This window comes from Mycobacterium attenuatum (genome assembly GCF_900566085.1).
Classification (GTDB): domain Bacteria; phylum Actinomycetota; class Actinomycetes; order Mycobacteriales; family Mycobacteriaceae; genus Mycobacterium; species Mycobacterium attenuatum.
On sequence record NZ_UPHT01000107.1, the window covers coordinates 1 to 23180 of the forward strand.

General features: G+C 65.7%; 12 protein-coding genes and 3 pseudogenes. 14 read left to right on the plus strand and 1 reads right to left on the minus strand.

What is annotated here, in order from left to right:
- From EET13_RS30465 to EET13_RS17650, 14 genes and pseudogenes are all read left to right on the plus strand, one after another.
- Positions 1–1260: pseudogene (locus tag EET13_RS30465) on the plus strand (PE family protein); the annotation flags it as partial.
- Positions 1261–1701: 441 nt separating this feature from the next.
- A complete protein-coding gene (locus EET13_RS32850) occupies positions 1702–1854 on the plus strand; it encodes an integrase core domain-containing protein (protein WP_122443534.1) in 153 nt (50 codons plus the stop codon).
- A gap of 442 nt (positions 1855–2296) precedes the next feature.
- Positions 2297–3682: an FAD-binding oxidoreductase gene (locus tag EET13_RS17595; RefSeq protein WP_122443483.1), complete on the plus strand. Its 1386-nt coding sequence runs from the start codon at positions 2297–2299 to the stop codon at positions 3680–3682.
- Positions 3683–3880: 198 nt separating this feature from the next.
- Positions 3881–5101: a threonine ammonia-lyase gene (ilvA, locus tag EET13_RS17600; RefSeq protein ID WP_122443484.1), complete on the plus strand. Its 1221-nt coding sequence runs from the start codon at positions 3881–3883 to the stop codon at positions 5099–5101.
- Positions 5102–5289: 188 nt separating this feature from the next.
- Positions 5290–7134, plus strand: a complete 1845-nt coding sequence (locus EET13_RS17605) for an AMP-dependent synthetase/ligase (protein WP_122443485.1) — start codon at positions 5290–5292, stop codon at positions 7132–7134.
- 119 nt (positions 7135–7253) lie between these two features.
- Positions 7254–8045 carry a 1-acyl-sn-glycerol-3-phosphate acyltransferase gene (locus EET13_RS17610; protein WP_122443535.1) on the plus strand — a complete coding sequence of 264 codons (792 nt, stop codon included), beginning with the start codon at positions 7254–7256 and terminating at the stop codon, positions 8043–8045.
- Positions 8046–8716: 671 nt separating this feature from the next.
- A complete protein-coding gene (locus tag EET13_RS17615; RefSeq protein WP_122443486.1) occupies positions 8717–8929 on the plus strand; it encodes an excalibur calcium-binding domain-containing protein in 213 nt (70 codons plus the stop codon).
- A 263-nt stretch (positions 8930–9192) separates the two neighbouring features.
- A pseudogene (locus EET13_RS17620) lies at positions 9193–11511 on the plus strand (GH92 family glycosyl hydrolase); the annotation flags it as partial.
- A gap of 228 nt (positions 11512–11739) precedes the next feature.
- Positions 11740–15597 carry an NAD(P)-dependent oxidoreductase gene (locus EET13_RS17625; protein ID WP_122443488.1) on the plus strand — a complete coding sequence of 1286 codons (3858 nt, stop codon included), beginning with the start codon at positions 11740–11742 and terminating at the stop codon, positions 15595–15597.
- Positions 15598–15792: 195 nt separating this feature from the next.
- Positions 15793–17514: an aldehyde dehydrogenase family protein gene (locus tag EET13_RS17630; protein ID WP_122443489.1), complete on the plus strand. Its 1722-nt coding sequence runs from the start codon at positions 15793–15795 to the stop codon at positions 17512–17514.
- A 343-nt stretch (positions 17515–17857) separates the two neighbouring features.
- Positions 17858–18106: an excalibur calcium-binding domain-containing protein gene (locus tag EET13_RS32600; protein WP_122443490.1), complete on the plus strand. Its 249-nt coding sequence runs from the start codon at positions 17858–17860 to the stop codon at positions 18104–18106.
- Positions 18107–18307: 201 nt separating this feature from the next.
- Positions 18308–19773: pseudogene (locus tag EET13_RS17640) on the plus strand (serine/threonine-protein kinase).
- Between the two features lie 436 nt (positions 19774–20209).
- Entirely contained in the window at positions 20210–20440 is a 231-nt protein-coding gene (locus EET13_RS17645; RefSeq protein ID WP_122443491.1) for a DUF167 domain-containing protein, read from the plus strand.
- 57 nt (positions 20441–20497) lie between these two features.
- A complete protein-coding gene (locus EET13_RS17650) occupies positions 20498–21490 on the plus strand; it encodes an NAD-dependent epimerase/dehydratase family protein (RefSeq protein ID WP_122443492.1) in 993 nt (330 codons plus the stop codon).
- A 23-nt stretch (positions 21491–21513) separates the two neighbouring features.
- Here EET13_RS17650 and EET13_RS17655 read toward each other — a convergent pair whose 3' ends face one another.
- Positions 21514–23124 carry a WS/DGAT domain-containing protein gene (locus EET13_RS17655; RefSeq protein WP_122443493.1) on the minus strand — a complete coding sequence of 537 codons (1611 nt, stop codon included), beginning with the start codon at positions 23122–23124 and terminating at the stop codon, positions 21514–21516.
- Positions 23125–23180: the final 56 nt, after the last annotated feature.

Sequence of the window (23180 nt, forward strand, 5' to 3'; positions counted from 1 at the left end):
GGCAACGGCGGCGCCGGCGGTAACGGCGGCGGCGCAACCATAACCGGCGGCACCGGCGGCCACGGCGGCAACGGCGGAACAGCCGGACTCATCGGCAACGGAGGCAACGGCGGCACCGGCGGAACCGGCGGAAACGGCGGCAACGGCGGAAACGGCGGACTGCTCATCGGCAACGGCGGAAACGGCGGAACCGGTGGAACCGCGACCATAGCCGAGGGCACCGGCGGCAATGGCGGCAACGGCGGAGCAGCTGGACTCATCGGCAACGGCGGGGCCGGCGGGGCCGGTGGAGTCGGCGGTGGCGGCGGCAATGGCGGCAACGGCGGAGCAGCCGGACTCATCGGCGACGGCGGCAACGGCGGTGTAGGCGGAAACTCCCTAGCCGGAAGCGGCGCACCAGGCGGCTCCGGCGGCAATGGCGGGGTAGGCGGTGTACTCATTGGCAATGGTGGCAACGGCGGAACCGGCGGTGTGGGCAGATCAGGCGGTGGCGGCGAGGGCGGCAACGGCGGAGCAGCCGGACTCATCGGCAACGGCGGCAACGGCGGAGCAGGTGGAAACGCCCTAGCCGGCAGCGGTGGCTTATCCGGCTGGGGCGGCAACGGCGGCAACGGCGGTAACAGTCGAGGGCTGTTTGGCAACGGCGGCAGCGGCGGAGCCGGCGGCGACGCCGGCAATAACGGAACCGGCGGCAACGGCGGCAACGGCGGAGAGGCCGGACTTTTCGGCAGCGGCGGGAACGGCGCGGCAGGCGGAACCGCGGTCGGCACCGCCTCCAGAGCCGGCAACGGTGGTAACGGCGGAGCAGCCGAACTCTTCGGCCACGGCGGCAACGGCGGAGCAGGCGGAACCGCGAACAATGGGTCCGGTAACGGTGGCATCGGAGGCAACGGCGGTAACGGTGGTAACGGCGGACTCTTGTACGGCGACGGAGGCGACGGCGGCAACGCCGGAGCAGGCGGGGCCGGAGGCGTCGGTGGCAACGGCGGTAACGGTGGCCAAGCCGGAACGTTCGGCAACGGGGGCGATGGTGGGGCGGGCGCCAGCAGTAATGGTGGTGCAGGCGGTAGCGGTGGAGCTGGTGGTGCCGCAAAATGGTTCGGCGATGGCGGTACCGGCGGGGCCGGCGGATCAAGCGGAGCTGGCATGAAGGGTGGTACGGCAGGGCTCGGTGGGGCCGGCGGGCGACTGTACGGCAACTCAGGATCGGATGGCTTGAGTTACACCCACTTCGCCAACTTAAAGGCTCGCGATGAATAACATCGTTTCTCGGCTCGATCGGTCTGCCCGCGATCGGCGTCTGCCAGCAGTACCGCATGAAGTCGAGCACGATCTCGGTGCTTACCGAGGTCACGTCGAGGTCGACGCTGTCGAGCCAACGGCACAACGACGACAGGGTTAGCCGTAGGCCCGCCGAGTGCGGGAAGAATAACGCCGGTCGTCCAGATAACCGAAAGGCGCGACTCAGCCAGCAATTTCGGGGTTGCATCAAGATGCTCAACGTCATCGAACGAGGTCACCCGCGAAGCACCGGCGATCGCGCTTGAACGCGCCATCAACGCCGACGGCGTCGTCGCAGCCTTGGCTCGCCTGGCCATACAGCGACGAGCGCCACACCACGTGCGATGCGACAACGGCCCGCGGTTCGTGGCGCACCCCCTGCATGATTGGTGCTGATGCAACAGTGCCAGTTCACTTTTCATCGATCCCGGCGCGCCGTGGCAGAGCACTTGGGTCGAGTCGTTCAACAGCCGACTCCGCGATGGGCTGCTCAACTCGTGGCGCTTCGACTCGCTACGGGAAGTTTGTACGAGCATCGAAGACTGGCGCTGCAAGGCCAACCCACCTCATTGAGCCCACGGCGAATTCACCTCAACCGAGTCGCTCTACGGTGGACCACGACCCACCAACCCCAAGCGGCACAGCGTCTGGAACACCAAACGGGTCTGCCTCAGATTTCGTCGAGCACCGACTGCGCAGCGGCCAGGCGAGCTGACGCAGATGACCCACCGGCTCGTCGACGCCGTATTGCCTGGGCCAGCGGTTGGCCGGCGGGTACAGCGTTCCCGGCAACCTTCAACAGCACGACGAGTCCGATACCGTACAACCCGCCACAGCAGATCCCGCCGCGGCGTGTGTCCGTCGCACTGTGAACGCGCCGCTCGAACTGTGCAGCCCCGCGGATGAAGTGCAAGTCGCATAGCATCCCGAGAACCACCAGAGACTAGTGCTCGCGCCCGCGTGGGACCCGCATAGAGTGAAGCGCTGTCCCGCACTTCAGAAACACGAGGCTTTTATGAGCGACATGACAGCAGGCTTGCTGAGCATCGTCGGCAGCACCAATGTGCTCACCGGCGACGCGATTCCCGACGACTATTCACACGACGAGGAGTTGACGCAGCCGCCGCAAAAGCCTGCCTACGTTGTGAAACCGGCTACCGCAGAAGAAGTTTCAAAGCTGCTGAGGACCGCCTCCGAACATGGCGTGCCGGTGACGGCCCGCGGGTCGGGGTGCGGCTTGTCGGGCGCGGCGCGCCCACGCGAGGGCGGCATGCTGATCTCTTTCGAGCGGATGAACCGGGTTCTGGAGGTCGATACGGCCAACCAGGTCGCCGTTGTCCAGCCCGGGGTGACGCTCACTGAGTTGGACACCGCGACCGCCGATTCGGGGCTGGCGTACATGGTCCACCCCGGTGAGCTGTCGTCGAGCGTGGGCGGCAACGTCGGAACGAACGCGGGCGGCATGCGCGCGGTCAAATATGGGATCGCTCGCCATAACGTGCTCGGCCTGCAGGCGGTGCTGCCGACGGGCGAGATCATCCGGACCGGCGGCAAGATCGCCAAGGTGTCCACCGGATACGACCTGACCCAGCTCATCGTCGGCTCCGAAGGAACCCTGGCCCTGGCCACCGAGGTGATCGTCAAGCTGCATCCGCGGCTCGACCACTGCGCCAGTGTGCTGGCCCCGTTCGCCGACTTCGACCAGGTCATGGCGGCGGTACCGAAAATCGTCGCCAGCGGGCTCGCACCCTACATCTTGGAGTACGTCGACAACCTGACGATGGCCGCACTCGTGCACACCCAAAACCTCGAGCTGAATATCCCGAACCATGTTCGCGACAGCTGCCAGGCGTATCTTCTTGTGGCAGTGGAGAACCGCACCGCCGATCGGTTGCGCGAGGATATCGAGACCGCCGGTGAGATGCTGGCCGAGTTGGGCGCGATCGACGCCTACGTGCTGGAGGGAGCCTCGGCGCGCAAGCTGATCGAGGCGCGGGAGAAAGCCTTCTGGGCGGCCAAGGCCGCGGGCGCGGACGACATCATCGACACCGTCGTTCCGCGGGCGTCGATGCCGAAATTCCTCAGCGCTGCGCGTGCTATGGCAGCGCAGGCGGGCGCCGCCGCGATCGGCTGCGGGCATGCCGGCGACGGCAACGTGCATATGGCGATCATGTGCAAGGATCCGGTGAAAAGGAAGCAGCTTATGGTCGACATCTTTGCGCTGGCAATGGAATTGGGTGGTGCAATCTCCGGCGAGCATGGTCTGGGCCGTGCCAAGACCTCATACTTTCTCGAACTCGAAGACCCCGCGAAGATAGCGCTCATGCGTCGAATCAAACAGAGTTTCGACCCGATGGGCATCCTCAACCCCGGTGTCCTCTTCGTCCCAGAAAATGATTGAGCCACAGGCTTATTCCGGAGGTCAGATGCACGCCATCGACAACCAGTGGTGCCGTCGCCGGACGCGCCTGGTTCTTAGGCCGCCGGCCGGTGCGGCAATTCATCGGCGACCCACCGGTGCCATCCGGGCCGCTCGGCCCGCCGGGCACGGGGCGCAAATTCTGATGTGCCCGCCGGTGCCGGCGCTGCGAGTCCGGCTGTGAACCTGCTGACGCTCGATCAGATCAACGCGGCGGCGGATCGGCTGAAGCCGGTGATACGGCCAACCCCAATCATCGCCTCGCGCCTGCTCTCGGATTGCGTAGGCCAACAGGTGTGGCTCAAATGCGAAAATCTGCAACGCACTGGATCTTTCAAACCCCGCGGCGCCTACAACCGGATCGCCAACCTCAATGCCGAGGATCGGGCGCGCGGCGTAGTGGCGGCCAGCGCCGGCAACCACGCGCAGGGCGTCGCATGGGCCGCGACCGAACTCGGAATCAGCTCGACGGTTTTCATGCCGGTCACGGTCGCCCTCCCAAAGCTGGCGGCTACCAAGGCGTATGGCGCGCACGTGCATCTGATTGGCGATACCGTCGACGATGCGCTGGTCGCGGCACGGGACTATGCCGAGCAACATGACGCGGTGTTGATCCACCCGTTCGACCACCCCGACATCGTCGCCGGCCAGGCCACCGTCGGGCTGGAGATCCTCGAGCAGGTTCCGGATGTCGCCACCATCGTTGTCCCGACCGGCGGCGGCGGGCTGGTGGCCGGAATAGCCACGGCGGCACACTTTCTGGAACCAAAGGTCCGGGTCATCGGAGTGCAGGCCGCCAACGCTGCGGCCTGGCCGGCTTCGCTGGCCACCGGACATCCGGTGCGCCTGGGGTCGATGTCGACGATGGCCGACGGTATCGCGGTGGCACTGCCCGGGACCATCCCCTTTGCTCACGTGCGGGCATTCGGCGACTCTATTCGTACGGTCAGCGAAGAGGCGCTGTCGCGTGCGCTGTTGCTGTGCATGGAACGCGCGAAGCTCATCGTCGAACCGGCCGGGGCAGCGGCCGTGGCAGCGCTGATGACATCGGCGCCCGAACTGGAGCTTGACGGCCCCGTGTGCGCGGTCTTGTCGGGCGGCAACATCGACCCGCTGGTGCTGACCCACGTGGTCACCCACGGGCTGCGCGCGGCCGGCCGCTATCTCGCGGTGAAGGTGACCATCCCCGATCGTCCCGGCGGGCTCAGCAGGCTACTGGCGGTGGTCGGCGCGAGCGGCGCCAGCGTGCTCGACGTCGTGCACTTTCGTACCGCACGCAAATTGGCGTTGGACGAAGTCGAGGTGCGCCTCACCCTCGAGACGCGTGGTCCGACACACCGTGAGGAGGTATTGACCGCCCTCATCGGAGCCGGATTCGTCGTCTCCATCGACGACGGTTGACCTGCGCCCGATCGCACGGGCAGCTGCGCTCGAGGTCTAAGACCATCGGCGCTGAGGACAATCGGCCCTACTGCCGACACGAAAAACGAGCAAAGATCTGGCCTAGCCGCAGCGGGTGGGGTATCACCTGGACGCGGGCGGACTGCGCCCGCAACAGCGTGGGATTTCGTCGTCGAAGGAGCACGGAAATGACCGAAGACGATCCCACGGTGGTTCAGCACCGAAGCGGAGCGCTGGTTTCCACTCTGCCGCAGGCCTTTCAGGCGACCGCGGCCTTGCAGCCGGATTCGGTGGCCCTGCGCACCACCGGTAACGAGACGGCTATCACCTGGCGCGAATACGCCGATCGGGTGCACAAGATTGCCGCCGGGCTGGCGGCGCTGGGCGTCGAACGCGGCCACACCGTTGGTCTGATGCTGCGCAACCGCCCCGAGTTCCACCTGGCCGACACCGCCGTCATGCATCTGGGCGCGATCCCGTTCTCGATCTACAACACCTCGGCCCCCGACCAGATCCGTTACCTGTTCAGCAACGCCCAGAACACGATCGTGTTCACCGAGAACGACTTTCTGCCCGCAGTCAAGGCGGCCGGCACCGACATCTCTTACGTGATCGTCGTCGACGCCACTGTCGACGTCGACGGATTCCTGACCCTCAATGACATCGAATCATTAGGAGCCAAAGCCGATTTTGACTTTGACGCCGCATGGCGCGGGGTCCGGCCCGATGACGTCGCGACGCTCATCTACACCTCGGGGACCACCGGGCCGCCTAAGGGCGTCGAACTCACCCATGCGAATGTGATCGCCGAATTCGCCGCGATCGCCGACCTCGTCGGCATGCGGCCCGTCGATCGGATCACCTCATATCTGCCACATGCGCACATCGCCGACCGGGTCACCGCGCACTACGCCAACATGGTCGACGGCGTGCAGGTGACCGATGTCGCCGACCCGCGGACCATAGCGCAGGCACTTCCGGATGCTCGGCCCACGGTGTGGCTCGGGGTGCCCCGGGTATGGCACAAGATCAAGGCCGGGATCGAGACCAAGCTCGACACCGAGGCGACCGGTATCAAGCGGCGGTTGGCGCTGTGGGCCATCGACACCGGTGTCCGCGCCGCCCGCCAGACGCTGGCCGGCAACCCGCTGTCGCCGACACTGGCCCTGCGACACAAGATCGCCGACCGTCTCGTGCTTTCCAAGGTGCGCGCCGCCCTGGGCCTGGACCAGCTGCGCTGGGGTGTGACCGGTGCTGCGCCCATACCGGTGGAAACGATCGAATTCTTTTGGGGCCTGGGGATTCCTGTCTATGAAGTGTGGGGAGAATCCGAATGCGTGGGCGGCGCAACCTCCAACCGCCCGGGCGCCAATAAGGTCGGGTCGGTCGGCAAGCCGCTGCAAGGTGTCGAGGTGACGATGGCCGACGACGGCGAACTGCTGATCCGCGGGCCGATCGTGATGCGCGACTACCGGCACCAGCCCGAGAAGACCGCCGAGGCGATCGACGCCGACGGCTGGCTGCATACCGGCGACATCGGCACCATCGACGCCGAAGGCTTCGTCACGATCGTGGACCGCAAGAAGGAGTTGCTCGTCAACGAATCGGGAAAGAACCTGTCCCCCAGCAACATCGAAATGGCCGTCCAGGCCACGTCCGACGTGATCGACCAGGTGGTGGCCTTGGGGGATGCCAAGCCTTATGTGACGGCACTGGTCGTCCTTGACCGTGAAGCCACGGCCGCAAAAGCCGCCGCGCTCGGTATTGCTGACCCCTCGGTGGCCGCTTTCGCGCAACATCGCGAGGCCAGGGAAATGCTTACCGCCGCTGTGCGGGAGGGAAACTCCAAGCTGTCCCGCGTCGAGCAGATCAAGCGCTTCCTCATCGTCGATACCCCCTGGGAACCCGGCGGAGACGAGCTCACCCCGACGATGAAACTCAAACGCAAGCCGATCGCAGAAAAGTATGCCGCGCAGATCGACAAGCTCTACGCCACAACACCGGGGCCCGACGTCATCAACCTGTCCGACTGAACCGCGATGCGGATCGTGCCGACGCGTACCCGCCGCAAGTTCCGGCGATGCCGGACCCGGATTCGCCGCCGCTTGCGGTGACGGCAGCGATACTGAAGCAACCGGGGCAAGGAATAGCCATGCAAGACAACGAAATAGCCGAGTGGGACCCAGGCCTGACCAAGCGCGAGATGAGGTTGGCCCGGTTGATCGTCAAGCGGTATTACCGCTCGGAGGTGCACGGCCTGGAATTGTTGCCGCCCGGCGGGGTGCTGGTGGTGGCGAATCATTCCGGTGGGTTTCTGCCGATGGACGAGGCGTTGTTCGCCGTCGACTATTACGACAGATTTGGCTACGACCGGCCGATTTACACCCTCACCCACGACATCATGTTGGTCGGCCCCACCGCCGAGTGGTTGCGGCGCATGGGTTACATCCGGGCCACTCCAGAAAACGCCGCCGCGGCATTGCGGGCCGGCGCCGTGGTCGTCGACTTTCCGGGCGGCGACTACGACGCCTACCGGCCGACCTGGTCGCGCAACACCATCGACTTCTGCGGGCGCACCGGTTACGTCCGCACGGCCGTCGACGCCGGAGTCCCGATCGTTCCGATGGTCACCATTGGCGCACAAGAAAACCAGTTGTTCCTGTCTCGCGGCACCTGGCTCGCGCACGCGCTGCGCCTGGACAAGCTGCTGCATTCCAAGATCTTGCCCATCACGTTCGGCTTCCCGTTCGGATTGAGCATCGTGCTGCCCCTCAACATGCCGCTGCCCAGCAAGATGATCATCCAGGTGCTCGCACCCATCGATATCGCCGCGCAGTTCGGTGCGCATCCCGATGTCGATGAGGTCGACGCGCACGTACGCGAGGTGATGCAAAAGGGACTCGACGAGCTGGCCGCCAAGCGCCGCTTACCCATCATCGGTTGACGCGTGCCGCCCACCGCCACGCCGGCGGCGGCGGCGTGGGCCCGTTGCGACGCATATGCCGGCCACCTCGGCGATGCTGGTGTGGCCATTGTGACCGGCATGGCGGGTCACGCGGTCCGATTCTCCAGCTCGAGTGCCGGGATCGTGTTCGCACGGCGAGGACACCGGGGCGGTAAGAAGATCATTGAGAGTGACTGCCCCGCTACGGCCATTCCCAGACGCCGACGAAGTGGACCCGTCCGTCTTTTCCGTGACTGTTTCGCGAACAAACAGCACTGACGACATGATCAGACCGCAGACAACAGCGCCAAGACGGACCATCAGCAGTGTGTCTATTTGCCAAACACGCCAAACCGGCAACAGGCTAGGCCGAATACCGACGCGACGCGCAACGCATCGTGCGATCGCACCCCGGCCGAAATCCGTTGAAAGTTGGTGGTTCACATCGAGCTCGCATACGCCCTGGCCAACAATTTTCTGAGGCTGCTCGATGGAAAGTTTCCGACACTGCGAAAACGAAAGTGAACCCGGAAAATTCAAAGCCGAAACGGTTAGCCCATATTCGCGGTACCGTCGGCCACCTTCAGCGGAACAAAATCGCTTGCGTTCGCGTTGTTCGGAGTCGAAGTTCCACTCGTTTAAATGTTAGGGCTGAAATGTTAGGACGACCTATGTTTCGTACGCTTCTGGTCGGCGCGGCTATCGCGGCGGCCGCCATCGGTGCGGCTCCGGCGGCAAGCGCAGGGTCCGACTCATCGCAGTGCATAGCCAGCCAGGGTATGGTCAACGTCCCGAGCATCGATCCCCACTACAGGGCCGATCTGGACCTCAACCACAACGGCATCGCCTGCGAATTCGTCGCCGACTGGCCTTCGTCGTCATAGGCCCTTCAGTGCTGGCCCCGGGCGCCACATCCGGGGCCACGGGGTAAGGCATCTTTATCCAATGCCGCGGTAGCCCGCGCGCATTGGCACTCGGCGCCCACCTCGTTGACCGCATCGACTCGGTGCTGCGCAATCCGCGATAACCGAGCGCTCGCGCGACGGGCGGTGCACACTACATCGCGACGGCCCAGCAAAGGACGTCGGCCGCGCCGCCGGATTGTCCCGGCGCAGCGACCCAGAGATGCCGACAGGAACCGATAGCCATGGCTTCACTCAGGCTCCTCAGGCTCCTCCTCCTGCTGCTGCCGCTGATGACGGCGCTTGTCGGCCTGGCGCTAACCCATTCGCCGCCTGCGGCTTACGCCGATCCCCCGGCGTTCGTGATAAGCCCCATCACTCACGTCGACACGCTGATCGGCACCGGCACGGGTGGCGAATCGGTGGGTGAGATCAACAACTTTCCCGGCGCCTCGGTGCCATTCGGCATGGTGCAGTACTCGCCGGACACCACCGACACGTACGCCGGCTACGACCACGACAACGACCAGTCCACCGGATTCAGCATGACCCACGCCTCGGTGGGCTGTCGCGCCTTCGGCGACATCTCAATGTTGCCGACCACCAGCGAGATTGGCCCCGCGCCCTGGGACTACTGGGAGCGGATCGCCCACGACGACACCGAAATCGGCGCGCCCGGCTACTATACGGTGCGGTTCCCCGACACCGGCGTGAGCGCGGAACTCACGGCCACCACCCGCACCGGCGTCGGCCGCTTCAGCTACCCGAACAACGGTCGGCCCGCGCGGTTTCACGTGCGCTCCGGCGCCTTGCTCAAGGGCAACGACGCCGCAACCCTGCGGCTGGGCGACGACGGCGCCACGATCACTGGATCGGCAACCACGGGCGGATTCTGCGGCAAGAACAACACCTACACCGTATATTTCGCCATGAAGTTCAGCCGGCCGTTCACCGGCTACGGCACCTGGGACGGCCACGCGATCTCCCCCGGCGCCCGGTCAGCGGATTCGCCGCTCAGCGGCGGGTACGTGGAGTTCCCGGCCGGCACGATGCTCGAGGTACGCACGGCACTCTCCTACGTCAGCGTCGACGGCGCCCGGGCAAACCTGGCGGCCGAGGGCGCACAGACCTTCGAGGAGGTACGAGCCGGCGCCTTGGCCGCGTGGCACGCCGCACTGTCGCGCATCACCGTGGCCGGCGGCGATCGTGGCGATCTTCAAACCTTTTACACCTCCTTGTACCGGTCACTGTTGCACCCCAACACATTCAACGACGCCGACGGCCGCTACATCGGATTCGACGAAACCATCCACACGGTGGCACGGGGGCATGCCCAGTACGCCAACTTCTCCGACTGGGACACCTACCGGTGCCTGGCGGCCTTACAGGCGCTGCTGTTTCCCGACCGAGCCAGCGACATGGCCCAGTCGCTGGTCAACGACGCTGAGCAAAGCGGAGCGCTGCCGCGCTGGGCGTTGGCGAACGCAGCGACCGGGGAGATGAGCGGGGACAACGCGGTACCGCTGATCGTGAACCTCTATGTCTACGGCGCCAGGGATTTCGACGCCCGAACGGCATTGCGCTACATGGTGGATGCGGCTACCAACGGCGGTGTCGGGCGGGGTGGTTACGTGGAACGGCCCGGCATTGCCAGCTATCTCGAGCACGGCTACGCACCCCAGACCCCGGAGTTCGGCACCGATCATGCGATCACCGGTGCGTCGATCACCCTGGAGTGGTCCATCGATGACTTCACGATTTCCCGGCTCGCCGAGTCGCTGGGTGACACCGCCACGGCCGCCGAATTCCTGAACCGGGCACAGTACTGGCAGCACCTGTTCAATCCCGCCACCGGTTACCTCTCGCCGCGCAACGCCGAGGGCGCGTTCCCGCCGGGTCCGGGTTTTGTGGAGCCGTTCTGGCGTTTCGGACAGGACGGATACGACGAAGGCAACGCCGAGCAATACCTGTGGCTGGTGCCGCACAACGTCGCCGCCCTGGCGGCCACGCTCGGTGGCCGCGAAGCCGCGGCCGACCGGCTCGACCGTTTCGTGACCGAACTCAACGTGGGCCCCAACAAACCCTTCATGTGGGCCGGCAATGAGCCGGACTTCGGCGTGCCGTGGCTGTACAACTACCTCAGTCAACCGTGGAAGGCCCAGGAGACCGTCAATCGGATCCGCAGCGAACTGTTCGGTCCCAGGCCTGACGGCGAGCCGGGCAACGACGACCTCGGCGCCCAGTCCAGCTGGTACGTCTGGGCCGCACTCGGCCTGTACCCGAGCACCCCGGGAACAGCGATACTCACCGTCAACACACCGCTTTTCGATCGCGCCCAAATCTCGATCCCGCAGGGCAAATCCATCCGGATCTTCGCCCCGGGCGCATCCGGACCCAACGGCCTGAAGTACATCTCCGGCCTGAGCGTTGACGGCCGGCCCACCGACCGCACGTTTCTGCCGGAATCGATCATTCGCACCGGTGCCGACCTGACTTTCTCACTCTCCCCCTACCCGGATATGGTCTGGGGCACCGCCGAATCCGCCGCGCCACCGTCGTTCGGCGGTGCGCCCCGGCAATGAGCCGGACGCGCGAATTCTCCGGCGAGGACACGGTTTCGGCATTTCCCGGCGCCGGCGCGCAGTGCCAGCCGTCCAGGAGGCTTCGCCGGGGCCGATGACGGGCGGTGCGCCATCGCGTCGCCGGCGACCCACCAGACGGCGCCGAAGGACTTCAGACCCTACTCGGGATCGGTGAGCGGTGGTCGAATCAGGTCATAACGCCGGGAGGTCATGGTGAATGCGAGCTATCTGATGGCCCTCGACGCCGGGGGCAGCGGGGGGCATTGCCTGCTCGTCGACGTTGCGGGGGGCGGGTTTACCCGCATCTTCCGGCCATGGACCCACCCGGCCGCGCCCGGAACCGGTGGATTGGGAGCCGATCTCGACTTGGAGCTGATCTGGCTAAGCCTGGCCTCAGCCGCCCGCGAGGCACTGGCGACTGCCGGCGCCACGCCGGATCACGTGCTGGCCGTGGCGGCGACGAGCATGCGGCACACCACGGTCGTGCTCGACGCCCACGGCAACGCCCTGTTGGCCACCCCCAACCGTGATGCCCGCGCCGCCGTCGAGGCCATGCAGCTGGCAGGCGAGCAGGGCAGCGCCCTGTACGCCCGCACCGGGCAATGGCCCTGTCCGCTGGCCAGTGCGGCGCGACTGCGTTGGCTGGCTTCGGCGAACCCTGATGCGTGGGCGCGCGCGGCCACGGTGATCACGCTCAGCGATTGGATCGCCTACCGCCTGTGTGGCGAATCCGGCAGCGAGCCGTCGCAAGCCAGCTCTACGCTGTTATTCGATGTGGCACAGCGTGGTTGGGCTACCGACCTGGCCGAACAAGTGGGCATTCCGCCTCGCGTGCTGCCGCCGGTGCGCCCCGCGGGCGCGCAGCTGGGCGCGGTCACGGCCGAGGCGGCGGAGATCTTCGGCCTGCGCGCCGGGACTCCCGTCGGGGTCGGCGGCGCCGACACCCAGTGCGCCATGCTAGGCGTCGGCGCTGTGGCGCCGGGACAGGTCGCGGCCGTCGCGGGCAGCTCGGTTCCGGTCCAGTTGGTCCTCGATCGGCCGGTGATCGATCCCCACGAGCGGCTGTGGACCGGCTGCCATGTGCTGACCGACCGTTGGGTATTGGAGAGCAATGCCGGAGCCATGGGTGAGGCGCTCGACTGGTTGGCGCGCATCCTGTATCCCGAGGCCGCCCATCCGGTGGCCCGCTTCCTGGCCGAAGCGGGCCTGTCGGAGCCCGGCGCTGCCGGCATCTTGTCCACCCTGGGCGCCGGTGTCATGAATGCGCGTGAGATGCGGCTTCCGACAGGGACTTTGACTTTGTCACACCTGAGCACGGCCCACGACCTGGAGCGCCGACGCCACCTGGAGCGCGCCGTGGTCGAGGGCATGGCCTATGCCGTGCGCGCCAACCTCGAGCAGTTGCGGAACGTCGCTGTGACACAGCTGGTGGCGTTCAGCCTCGCCGGCGGGATGTCGCGCAGCGAGGTGTTCGCGCAGCTGGTCAGTGAGGTCGTCGGGCTACCGGTCGAAGTCGGCGCCACACCGGAGTCCACCGCGCTGGGTGCGGCGGTGTGTGCCGATGTTGCCGCCGGCGCGTTCGCCGACCTCTCCGAAGGCGCCCAGCGATTCCGCGGGCAGTCGCGCACGGCGCTTCCCGACGGCGAGCGGGTGCGCGCCTACGGCGGCCTCTACGACGGCTGGCAGAAGTTGCGTGCCGCCGGCGCCGACTCCGAAGCACTTGCGTCACAACTGATCCTGCCTGCCGCGCTCAAGGCGATGAGCGTTGCCGCGGCCACTGCGCGCCGGCCGCGGCTGCGTCCGCGCATCCTGGTCACGGCCGACATCGACGACGCAGGGCTGGCGGCTTTGCGCGCCCTCGGCGACGTCGAATATGCCAGCTTCCGCACGGCGATGCGGCTGCTCACCGGGCCGAGCTTGGTCGAGGCGCTGACCGGGGTGCAGGTGCTCATTACCGAAGTGGACGTGGTGGACGCCGACGCGATCCGGCGGCTGCCCGAGCTACGGGTCGTCGCCGCGTGCCGGGGCAACGCGGTCAACGTCGATCTCGCAGCATGCACCGTCTTCGGCATCCCGGTCCTGTACGCACCCGGGCGCAATGCCGACGCCGTCGCCGACCTGACCCTAGCGTTCCTGCTGATGCTGGCCCGCCGGTTACCTGCGGCGTCGGCGTTCCTGCATCAGCCCGGCATCGCGGCCGGGGACATGGGCCGGATGGGTCAGGCGTTTGCCAGCCTGCAGGGCAGTGAATTATGTTTCAAGGCAATTGGTTTGGTCGGCTTCGGTGCGGTGGGACGCGCGGTGACCCGGCGATTACGCGCTTTCGGCGCCCGCGTTCTCGTCTACGACCCGTATGTCGGTGCCGAGCAGATCGTGCTGGCCGACGCCGAGCCCGTGTCGTTGGCCGAGCTGCTGGAAGCCAGCGAATTCGTCAGCCTGCATGCAGCGGTGAGCGACCAGTCTCGGGGGATGATCGACGCGGCCACACTGGCCCGCATGCGGCCGGGCAGTTACCTGGTCAATACCGCGCGTGCGGCGCTGGTCGATGAGTCGGCCCTGGCCGACGCGTTGCGCAGCGGGCATCTGGGCGGGGCCGCGCTCGATGTCTTCAGCGTCGAGCCGCCCGGATCGGATCACCCGCTGCTGGCTCTCGACACCGTGATCGCCACGCCGCACGTCGGCGGCAACACCACCGATGTCGCCGCACACCAGGGCCGCATCATCGCCGCGGACCTGCGTCGGTTACTCGTCGGCGAGACGCCGCACCATGTCCTGAACCCCGACACCTTGTCCGGCTTCGACTGGAACGCGTCGCGTCCGGCGCCGGCACCCGACGTCGTGGAGGGGCTGGCCAGGCGGCCAGGGCCCGCGGTGTCGGATCTGCAGATTGACCGGGGTGTCGCCCAGGCGACCGAATCCTCTTCGCCCGCATCGCCTTTGGCAAACACTGCGCAGGTACCGCCCCAGGCGCGGGAGGGCATGCGGCGCATCCTGGCCGGCTTTGTCGAACGGATCATGCGTGATGCCGCGTTAAATGCTTTTGCCGCAGGCAGATCCGTCACCCTGCAATTCGCGCTCACTGACGTGGATGTGGTGTTCTTCCTGGAGCTGCGCGACGGGACGATCACCGCTGGCCTGGGCGAGCCTCCGGCGCCCGTTGACGTCGAATTGCGCATGCGCGCCGAGATTCTCGACGGGATGTTCACCGGGGCCCTCAATCCCATGCAGGCCGCCATGGGCGGGCGACTCTCATTCAGCGGCGACACCACCAAAGCCATGGCGTTGCAGGACATGCAGGCCGACCTGGCCCGGCTCTACCAAGAAGCCCGCGCCCAAGCCGGTGATCCCGGTGATCTGGCGGCCATTCCCGACGCCACCGCAAGGCCGGCCGGTAGGCCCACCACCGCGGCGCCGACTGCCGCGCCACTCGGGTCGGCCGGAGACATCCGCGACGAATTGCTGCAGACCATGCACGAGCTCTACACCGCCGAACTCATCACCGCCACCGGCGGCAACGGCAGCGTGCGCATCCCGGGAACCGACGAAATCTGGATCACCCCGAGCCAGATGTTCAAGGGGGATCTGCGGCCCGAGATCCTGGTCCGCCTCGACCTGGATGGACACGGTCTGGATCCCGGCGCGCCGTCGCCGTCGAGCGAACGCATGATGCACTGCCTGGTGTATCGCGCCCGTTCCGACGCTCAGGCCGTGGTGCATGCCCATGCGCCGCACGCCACCATGCTCGTTAACACCGGACTGCCTTTCCTGCCAGTGTCCACCGAGGCCGCGTTCTTCGGTGACATCCCGCGGGTGCCGTTCATCATGCCGGGAACCGACGAGTTGGCCCACGCCGTGGCCGAGGCCACCCGGGATAGCTGGGCGGTGCTCATGCAAAACCACGGGATCCTGGTTGCCGGCCGCAGTCTGCGCCGAGCCGCCGATATGGTCGAAATCATCGACCGCTCAGCCGAAATCATCCTCGGGTGCTATGCCGTGGGGAAAGAACCGACGACGCTGCCCGACGACGTCGTCGCCATGCTGCAGAAGATGGGCGATCTGATGGCATGAATCCGAACGGCGCTGTCGTCGGGTTCGAATGCGTTCCGAGAGTCGATGTCAGGACCTTTGGCCCCTTTCGACCACGCGGCGAACGGCGCACGCTACAGGCATCGAGGTGGAAAGCAGCCGGGGCGGCGTCCTCATCAGCGATCGGCCCGGCGGCGTCGCCTCCGCCATCGTCGCCACTGCAAGATAGGACGACCCATGACCACACAGGCATCGCTCGACACAGCGGCACTCGATAAGGCGCTCGACGCTGTGCACGCTAATGCGGCCAGCTGGGTCGCCCTTTCGCTTGAAGCCAAGGCGACGCTGCTGGAGGCGTTACCGCGCAAGGTCCTCAATTTCGCCCCGGAGATGGTGGCCGCGGCCGACAGGGCGAAGGGTGTCGCCTCGACCTCCAGCTGGGTCGCCGAAGACTGGCTGACCGGCGTGTGGGCTTTCGTCCAAGGCGTCAAGTCGCACGCCCTGGTGCTGAGCCGATTGCGTGCCGGGCAAGCGCCCATCAAGGCCGGCGCGGTACATACCAGGCCGAACGGCCAGGTCGTCGTCGACGTCTTCCCGGTCACCGTCTACGACCGGTTGCTGCTCAATGGCTACAAGGCGCAGGTCTGGATCGAGCCGGGCGTCAGCGCCGAGCAGACGCGCCAGGACGCGGCCCGCATGTACCGCGGCGCCGGCTACGACCGCCCGGGGGTGGCGTTGGTCCTCGGCGCCGGCAATGTGGGAACCATTACGACCCTCGACATCCTCGACCAGTTGTTCGCACAGGGGAACGTGTGCGTCGTGAAGATGAATCCGGTCAACGACTACCTCGGCCCGTTCTACGAGAAGATCTTCAATGACTTCGTCTCGCGTGGCTGGTTGCGCTTTGTCTACGGCGGCGCCGACGTCGGTGGCTACCTGGCCCATCATCCGAAGGTCGACTCCATTCACATGACGGGTTCGGCGGCAACCTACGACGCGATCGTGTGGGGCAGCGATGCCGAGGCGGCGACTCGTAAGGCCAATAACACCCCGTTACTGGACAAGCCGATCTCGGCCGAGCTTGGCGGCCTCAGCCCCGTGATCGTCGTGCCGGGCGACTGGAGCGACGCCGACATCAGGTTCCAGGCCGAGCACATCGCATCCAGCAAGCTCAACAACGCCGGCCACAACTGCATCGCGACCCAGGTCATGCTTGTGTCGGAGGATTGGCCGCTGGCCGACCAGCTCATCGCCGAAATTCGTTCCGTCATGCGCGAAGTCGAGCCCCGCCGCACCTACTACCCCCGCTCGCAAGAGAAGACCGAGCAGGCTTGCGAGGGGATGTGCGGCGCGGAGTTCCTCAGTGGCGACAAGAGCCGCGTGCTCATCTCCGATGTCGACCCGCACAGCGGCGCCAGCATCCTGCGCGACGAGGTATTCGCCGGCGCCCTCGGAATTGTGCGGCTTCCCGGAGAGACAGCGCGCGAATTCATGCGCAATGCAGTCGATTTCGCCAACGACGTGCTGCCGGGCACGCTAGGCGCGACGATCATCATCGACCCGAAGACGAGCCAGGCGAACGCGGCGGCCTTCGACGACGCGATTTCCGGGCTGCGCTACGGCGACATCGGGGTCAACGTGTGGTCGGCGATGAATTTCTTGTTGGGATACACGCCCTGGGGTGCCTTCCCCGGGCACACCCCGCAGGACATCGGCAGCGGCACCGGGGTGGTGCACAACGCCTTCCTGTTGCAGCACGTGCAAAAGGCCATCGCCGAGATCCCGTTCCGGCCGTCACCGCGCGCCATCATCGGAGGCGAGTTGACGATATCGCCCAAGCCGGTCTTTTTCGTCACGAACAAGACCGCGGAGACGACGATCCGCCGGCTGGTCAAGTTCCTGGTGGATGGCAAGCCCACCGCGCTGCCGGGGATCTTTGCGTCGGCTTTGCGAGGGTGATGGGCTCGTCGGAGGCTCGGGGCGCTTGCCGCGGGCCGATGGTAGTTACCGCTGTAGGAAGTCGAAGTCGACGCGACTTCGACTTCCTCGCCGGACATCGTGCCCAAGTCGCGTTTCGGGGGCGGTGGGGCAAATACTGTTGGCGCAGGGCGGACGCAACTGAAAGAGCCTCAACTCAGTGCAGCCTGCTGGCTATGTGAATTGCTGCGACTTGAGTCGCCAGTATCCGATTCGAATGCGTTTGCCGGCAATCATTTTGGAGTGCCGGTGATTGTGCGATCAGCAAACGCGGCGTAGGCTCCGTCCCACAGGGTCGGGCATCCTCACAAGGAGCGGATCGACGATGATTCGTAAATTGCTGGTATGTGTAGCAATCACCGCCGTGCCTTGGGGCATCGCCCTCGGCGCCGCCCCGGTAGCACGGACCGAGCCTGCCGAGGCGAATTGCACCGAGCTGAGCTCAACCGGCAGCTGCGTCTACAAGAACTGCACCGACGCGCACGCGCACGGCAGATGCAACATCCCCAGCGACGATCCGGCCTACTGCCCGAGGCAGGACCGTGACAACGATGGCCTCGCCTGCGAGTGCTAACCGTTCTCCGTTTCCTGCATTCGGTCGCCCGAGCGGTGTTGCCGACTGTCAACGGTCGACCTGAGTCAGTCCTCGCGCAAGAGGCAATCGGAGCCGAACGCCGATGAGCCTTGTCGGCACCACAAGCAAAGCTGACTCGCCAAACATCCGTGCAGTCCGATCTGCCCGAGAAGGACTCACCAGGGCGAAGGAGGGATTGCCGTGAGGTCTCTTGTCGGCCGAATGTCCGGCAAGTACGAGATTCGTGGGCCGATCGGCAAGGGCGGCATGGGTGAGGTGTAGGAAGCATTTGACACCGACGAAGGCAGACGCGTTGCGTTGAAGGTGCTCACCGATCAGTTCGCCGACGACGAACAATTCCGGACGCGGTTTCTCCGGGAATCGCGCGCCGCGGCAATTCTCGAAGAGCCGCATGTCATCCCGATCCACGACTGGGGAGAAATTGACCACACGCTATACATCGACATGCGACTGGTGCACGGTCACACGTTGCACGAGATGCTCCAAGCGGGCGCGCTGGAGCCGGGGAGGGCTACCGACATCGTCCGGCAGATTGCGGCGGCGTTGGACGCCGCGCCTGCCAACGGGTTGATCCATCGCGATATCAAACCGCACAACATCATCGTCACGCCAGACGATTTCGCATACCTGGTGGACTTTGGCATCGCCCAAGCCAAAGGCGAAACCCATTTGACGATGGTGGGTTACCAAGTCGGTAGTTGGCACTATATGGCGCCGGAGCGATTCGGTGACCAGCAAGTAACACCGGCCGCCGATATCTACTCGCTCACCTGCGTTCTGTACGAAGCGTTGACGGGCCGAACACCGTTCCCGGGAAATACGGAGCAAGTCATCGCGGGTCACTTGTCGTTGCCACCTCCCCGTCCGAGTGCCCTCAACGCTTGCGTTCCAGCGGGTTTCGACGACGTCATCGCGCGCGGCATGGCAAAGGATCCTGACGACCGTTACGGCAGTGCTGGAGCGCTGGGACGCGCCGCCAAGCGTGCCCTTTCGGCCGAACCGCCTCCGCCGTCGGCGACGAATACGTGGCTTGCTCCCCCGCCTAGCATGGCACCTGGTGGCCCCCCGGCATTCAACGCGCAATTCAGTTATCCCCCTACGGGTCCCGGTCCGCAATATCAAGGAGAACGCTCAAGGAACTATCTGATACCGCATTGCCGACGATCCCCTACTCCACCCCTGGGCAGACCTCGTATCCGACAGAGTCTTCCTCGGCGACACGACTGCCCCGCACGACGAGCACCGTCGGTACCTCTGCGCCGCAAGATCCCGACCAGCAGCTGCGTCAAATCGTCGCCGGCGATCGCTCGTTCGCCAGCACCCACCTCGCTGACCGCTGGATACCGCAACTCAGTTCCAAGCGGCCCGGCGTCGTCGACAACGGCGTCATATGGGATAACGCCATGACGCTGCAAGAACACCTCCAGCTAAGGCAGCGCTACCCTGGTGCGAGACTTCTCTGGTCGGGCGACTGGTCTACGTTGTCCGCACCGAATTTCTGGGTTACCGTCGCGGGCATTACTTTTCCCGACTCCGCGGGCGCGCTGGCATGGTGCAGGAGCCAAGGATTTGATCGCGACCATTGCATCGCCAAGATCGTGAGCACGACGCATCCGTTTGCGGGGCGTACGGCATACAACAACTAATGGGTGTCGTAGGCGGCTGATGGGGGGCACAAGCTAGCCCAGATACGCTGGGAAACCACTGATTCGACATACGAGACCCGTTAGTCCCGGCTGTCACATCTGCCTCATAAGTCTCTCGTCGAGGCGAAACGCAATTTGCCCACCTCCCAGCGACAAGCCCACAACCCGAGGCGCGCAAAGGAATTGTTGCTCATAGGCGGACACAAAGAGCGCTTAACCTACAGAGACTCGTGTGACTATGTGACATTCTCCGCTCAGGCTTCCCGGCTAAGGCCACGGCATCGCCGGTGTGGGCGTGCGGCCTGCGTGCCGCCAGCCACGGACCGCCGTGCCCGACGACTTTCGGGAATACAACCGGAGGCGAGCATCCACGCCCCGTGCATCGCCCCGAACGCTCGATGGGAAACCTTGCGATGGTGCAGTAACCTCACCACGCATGACCGACATCGTCATGGTCAAGGCCAAGCCGGGCAGCCGCAAGGGTCCGCTGGTCGAAATCGGTCCTGACGGTGGGTTGACAATTTATGTGCGCGAACCGGCTGTCGACGGCAAGGCCAACGACGCGGTCACCCGGTTACTGGCAGTCCACCTCGGGTTGCCCAGAAGCCGAGTCCAGATGGTGTCCGGAGCGACGTCGAGTCACAAGCGTTTCCGCGTCAGCCACTAAGCGCACGCACGGCCAGGCACCCGGCTGTCTGCCGCCGACCGGTAGAGTCACCAATTCGTGCAGATCGCAGTCACCGGCGGCACCGGATATCTCGGCGCACACATCGTTCGTGGCCTGTTGACGGCCGGCCACCGGGTGCGGCTCCTCGCCGAGCCCGGGTGGAACAATCCCCCACTGCTACATAAGCTTTCGGGATTCGGGGCGATCACCGTGATGCGGGGCGACGTGCGGGATCCCGATACCGTCTCGCGGCTATTGGACGACGTCGAAACCGTGTTGCACGGGGCCGGCGTCGTCGGCACCGACAACCGGCGCGAGAAGTTGATGTGGGAGGTCAACGCGTATGCCACCGAGGCGGTACTGCGTCAGGCGCATCAGCGTGGGCTGGACCCGATCGTGTCGATCAACAGCTACAGCGCCCTCTTCCCGCCGCCGGGTCCGGTGATCGGACCGGACACCCCGACCTCCGCGGGCAGGTCGGCTTATGCCAAGACGAAAGGCTACGCCGACCGGGTTGCCCGCCGGCTGCAAGACGAGGGTGCGCCCATCGTGCTGACCTATCCGTCCAGCGTGGTCGGCCCGGCCTACATGACGAACCCGGGGATCACCGAGCAGGGCTGGGCCACGATCGTCCGCACGGGCGTGGCACCGCGATTGCGCAACGCCGGGATGATGATGGTCGACGTGCGAGACATCGCCGACGTACACGTGGCGTCGATGAGTCCGGGCCGCGGGCCGAAACGCTACCTGTGCGGCGGTGCGATGCTGAGCTTCGACGAAATGATCAATGCGCTCGAGGCCGGCTGCGGGCGTCACATCAAGCGAATACCTGTCTCTAGCAGTACATTTCGGGCTATCGGGAAGATGGCCGACGTGATCGGCGCGGTGCTGCCGCTGGGCGCCGGATTCAGTTTCGAAGCGGCACAGCTGCTTACCTCGGCGACCCCCACCGACGACTCGCGCACCCTGGCCGAGTTCGGGATGACCTGGCGCTCGCCACGGGAGGCGATCATCGCGACCTTTGCGCATCGCGACGGCGACGAAACGTAGTTCGCTTTCGGCAAGACCTGTCTTCAGGAGCTGACTGCGGACGTCGCGGCCAGCAACCGCTCGAAAGCAACGGCAAACCCGTCGACGATCGTTTCATGGTCGGGCACCAGGGTTTGGTCACAGGCGATGCCCACCACCACGTTGCCGTTGTAGGTGGAGATCGTGAAGCTCATAGGCTGGTTACCCGATACCGGCGCCCACCCGACGATGCCCGCCACCTTGCTACCGGCCAGGTACACCGGCATCGGCGGGCCGGGCACATTCGTGAGCGTACCGATCGTACGGTTGGTGAACAGGTCCACCGACGCTTCATACAGCTGCCGGTTGAACCCGGCGATGGTCTCCTGCAGGCGAAACGCGACCGCCGCCTCGTGGCCGTGCTTGATCCGGTTCATCCGCTTCTTGGCCACGGCCAGGACTCGGAGCGCATCGGCCTCATCGGTGGGCAGTTCGAGCTGCACCAGGGCGAACTCGTTACCAAGGTTGTCGGGCAGCGTCACGTCGACGGGTTTGAGGTTGACCGGAATCATGAAGGTCACTGCGGAGCAGTGGGCATGGTGGGCCTGCAGGTAGTCGTGCAATGCTCCGGCTGCGCTGGTCACCAGCACGTCATTGACCGTGCAGTTGTTCGCCGTGGCCACCGCCTTGACTTTGGCTAGCGGGATGGACTCTGACCACGCCACCGCTTTGTCTTGGCCCGCGGTACCGGTCCAGATGGTCGAGTCGTTGCGAGTGCCGAGCAGCAGCTTGCGCAGGGTGTCCACGTCACCGGGTGCAGCGGAGAACACGTCCACCAGCGTGCCGCTACCCGGCACGGCTGCCCGCATGGTGGCGCCGACGGACTCGGCCGCGTCCGACATGGCAGAGCGTGCCGACGTGGTGATCGTGTGGCCGGCGCCCAACGGGTTCTGCAACGCCAGACGCCCAAACTCATTGGCACGACCAAGGATGCGAGGCACTGCGGCAGCGACCCCGATCATGCCGGCTGCCACGTCCGTCGCCCGTCCGCCTGGGTCGCTCACCGTCTCTTCGAGCAGTGACCTCGCACGCTGCGCGGTACCGGACGCCCGGCCCGCTGCCGCGCGCAGCCGTTGCCGCATCGGCTGCCCCGGGGGGTGGGGGCGCGCGGCGTGCTGCACGATACCGGGACCGCGGATGGGACCTCCTGCGGGCGACGCGTCGAATAGGCTCATCGAAAGCTCGACCATGCGCATCCCGTCGGCGACGGCGTGATGTGTCCGCATGATCATGGCGCTGCCATCCCGGTAGCGGTCTACCCAAATGCCTTGCCAGAGTGGCCGAGTGCGGTCGAGCATTTCGGTGCGATGGCTGGCCACCAAGGCCTGCAGCTCGCGGCGGTCGGCGGGATCCTTGAGGTCCACGACGGTCACGTGCTTCCCGAAGTCGAAATCGTCGGCCAGCTCCCACCACCACGAGCCGTCGTGATCCTGGACCGCCAGACTGCGAAACACCGGGTAACGGTTGATGAGCCGATCCTCGAGGACCTCGCGCACCCGTCCCCAATCCAGCGGATCGGCAGTCCAGACCACCGTGTCGACGACCATCAGGTTGTTGGGTCGATCCATTTCCAGCCACAGGGCGTCCTGGATGCCGAGCCTGCGTCGGTCAGCCATCTTGCACCTCCACCAATATTCGACTGTGCATCAAAGCTCTCCACGGGTGGCCGGTA

What these genes read in the sequence shown, in the direction of transcription:
- EET13_RS17615 (WP_122443486.1), top strand. Translation starts at nt 8,717, where the DNA reads ATGTTTCGTACGCTTCTGGTCGGCGCGGCTATCGCGGCGGCCGCCATC.
- EET13_RS17630 (WP_122443489.1), top strand. Translation starts at nt 15,793, where the DNA reads ATGACCACACAGGCATCGCTCGACACAGCGGCACTCGATAAGGCGCTC.
- EET13_RS17645 (WP_122443491.1), top strand. Translation starts at nt 20,210, where the DNA reads ATGACCGACATCGTCATGGTCAAGGCCAAGCCGGGCAGCCGCAAGGGT.
- EET13_RS17655 (WP_122443493.1), bottom strand. Translation starts at nt 23,124, where the DNA reads ATGGCTGACCGACGCAGGCTCGGCATCCAGGACGCCCTGTGGCTGGAA.
- EET13_RS17610 (WP_122443535.1), top strand. Translation starts at nt 7,254, where the DNA reads ATGCAAGACAACGAAATAGCCGAGTGGGACCCAGGCCTGACCAAGCGC.
- EET13_RS32600 (WP_122443490.1), top strand. Translation starts at nt 17,858, where the DNA reads ATGATTCGTAAATTGCTGGTATGTGTAGCAATCACCGCCGTGCCTTGG.
- EET13_RS17595 (WP_122443483.1), top strand. Translation starts at nt 2,297, where the DNA reads ATGAGCGACATGACAGCAGGCTTGCTGAGCATCGTCGGCAGCACCAAT.
- EET13_RS17625 (WP_122443488.1), top strand. Translation starts at nt 11,740, where the DNA reads ATGGTGAATGCGAGCTATCTGATGGCCCTCGACGCCGGGGGCAGCGGG.
- EET13_RS17605 (WP_122443485.1), top strand. Translation starts at nt 5,290, where the DNA reads ATGACCGAAGACGATCCCACGGTGGTTCAGCACCGAAGCGGAGCGCTG.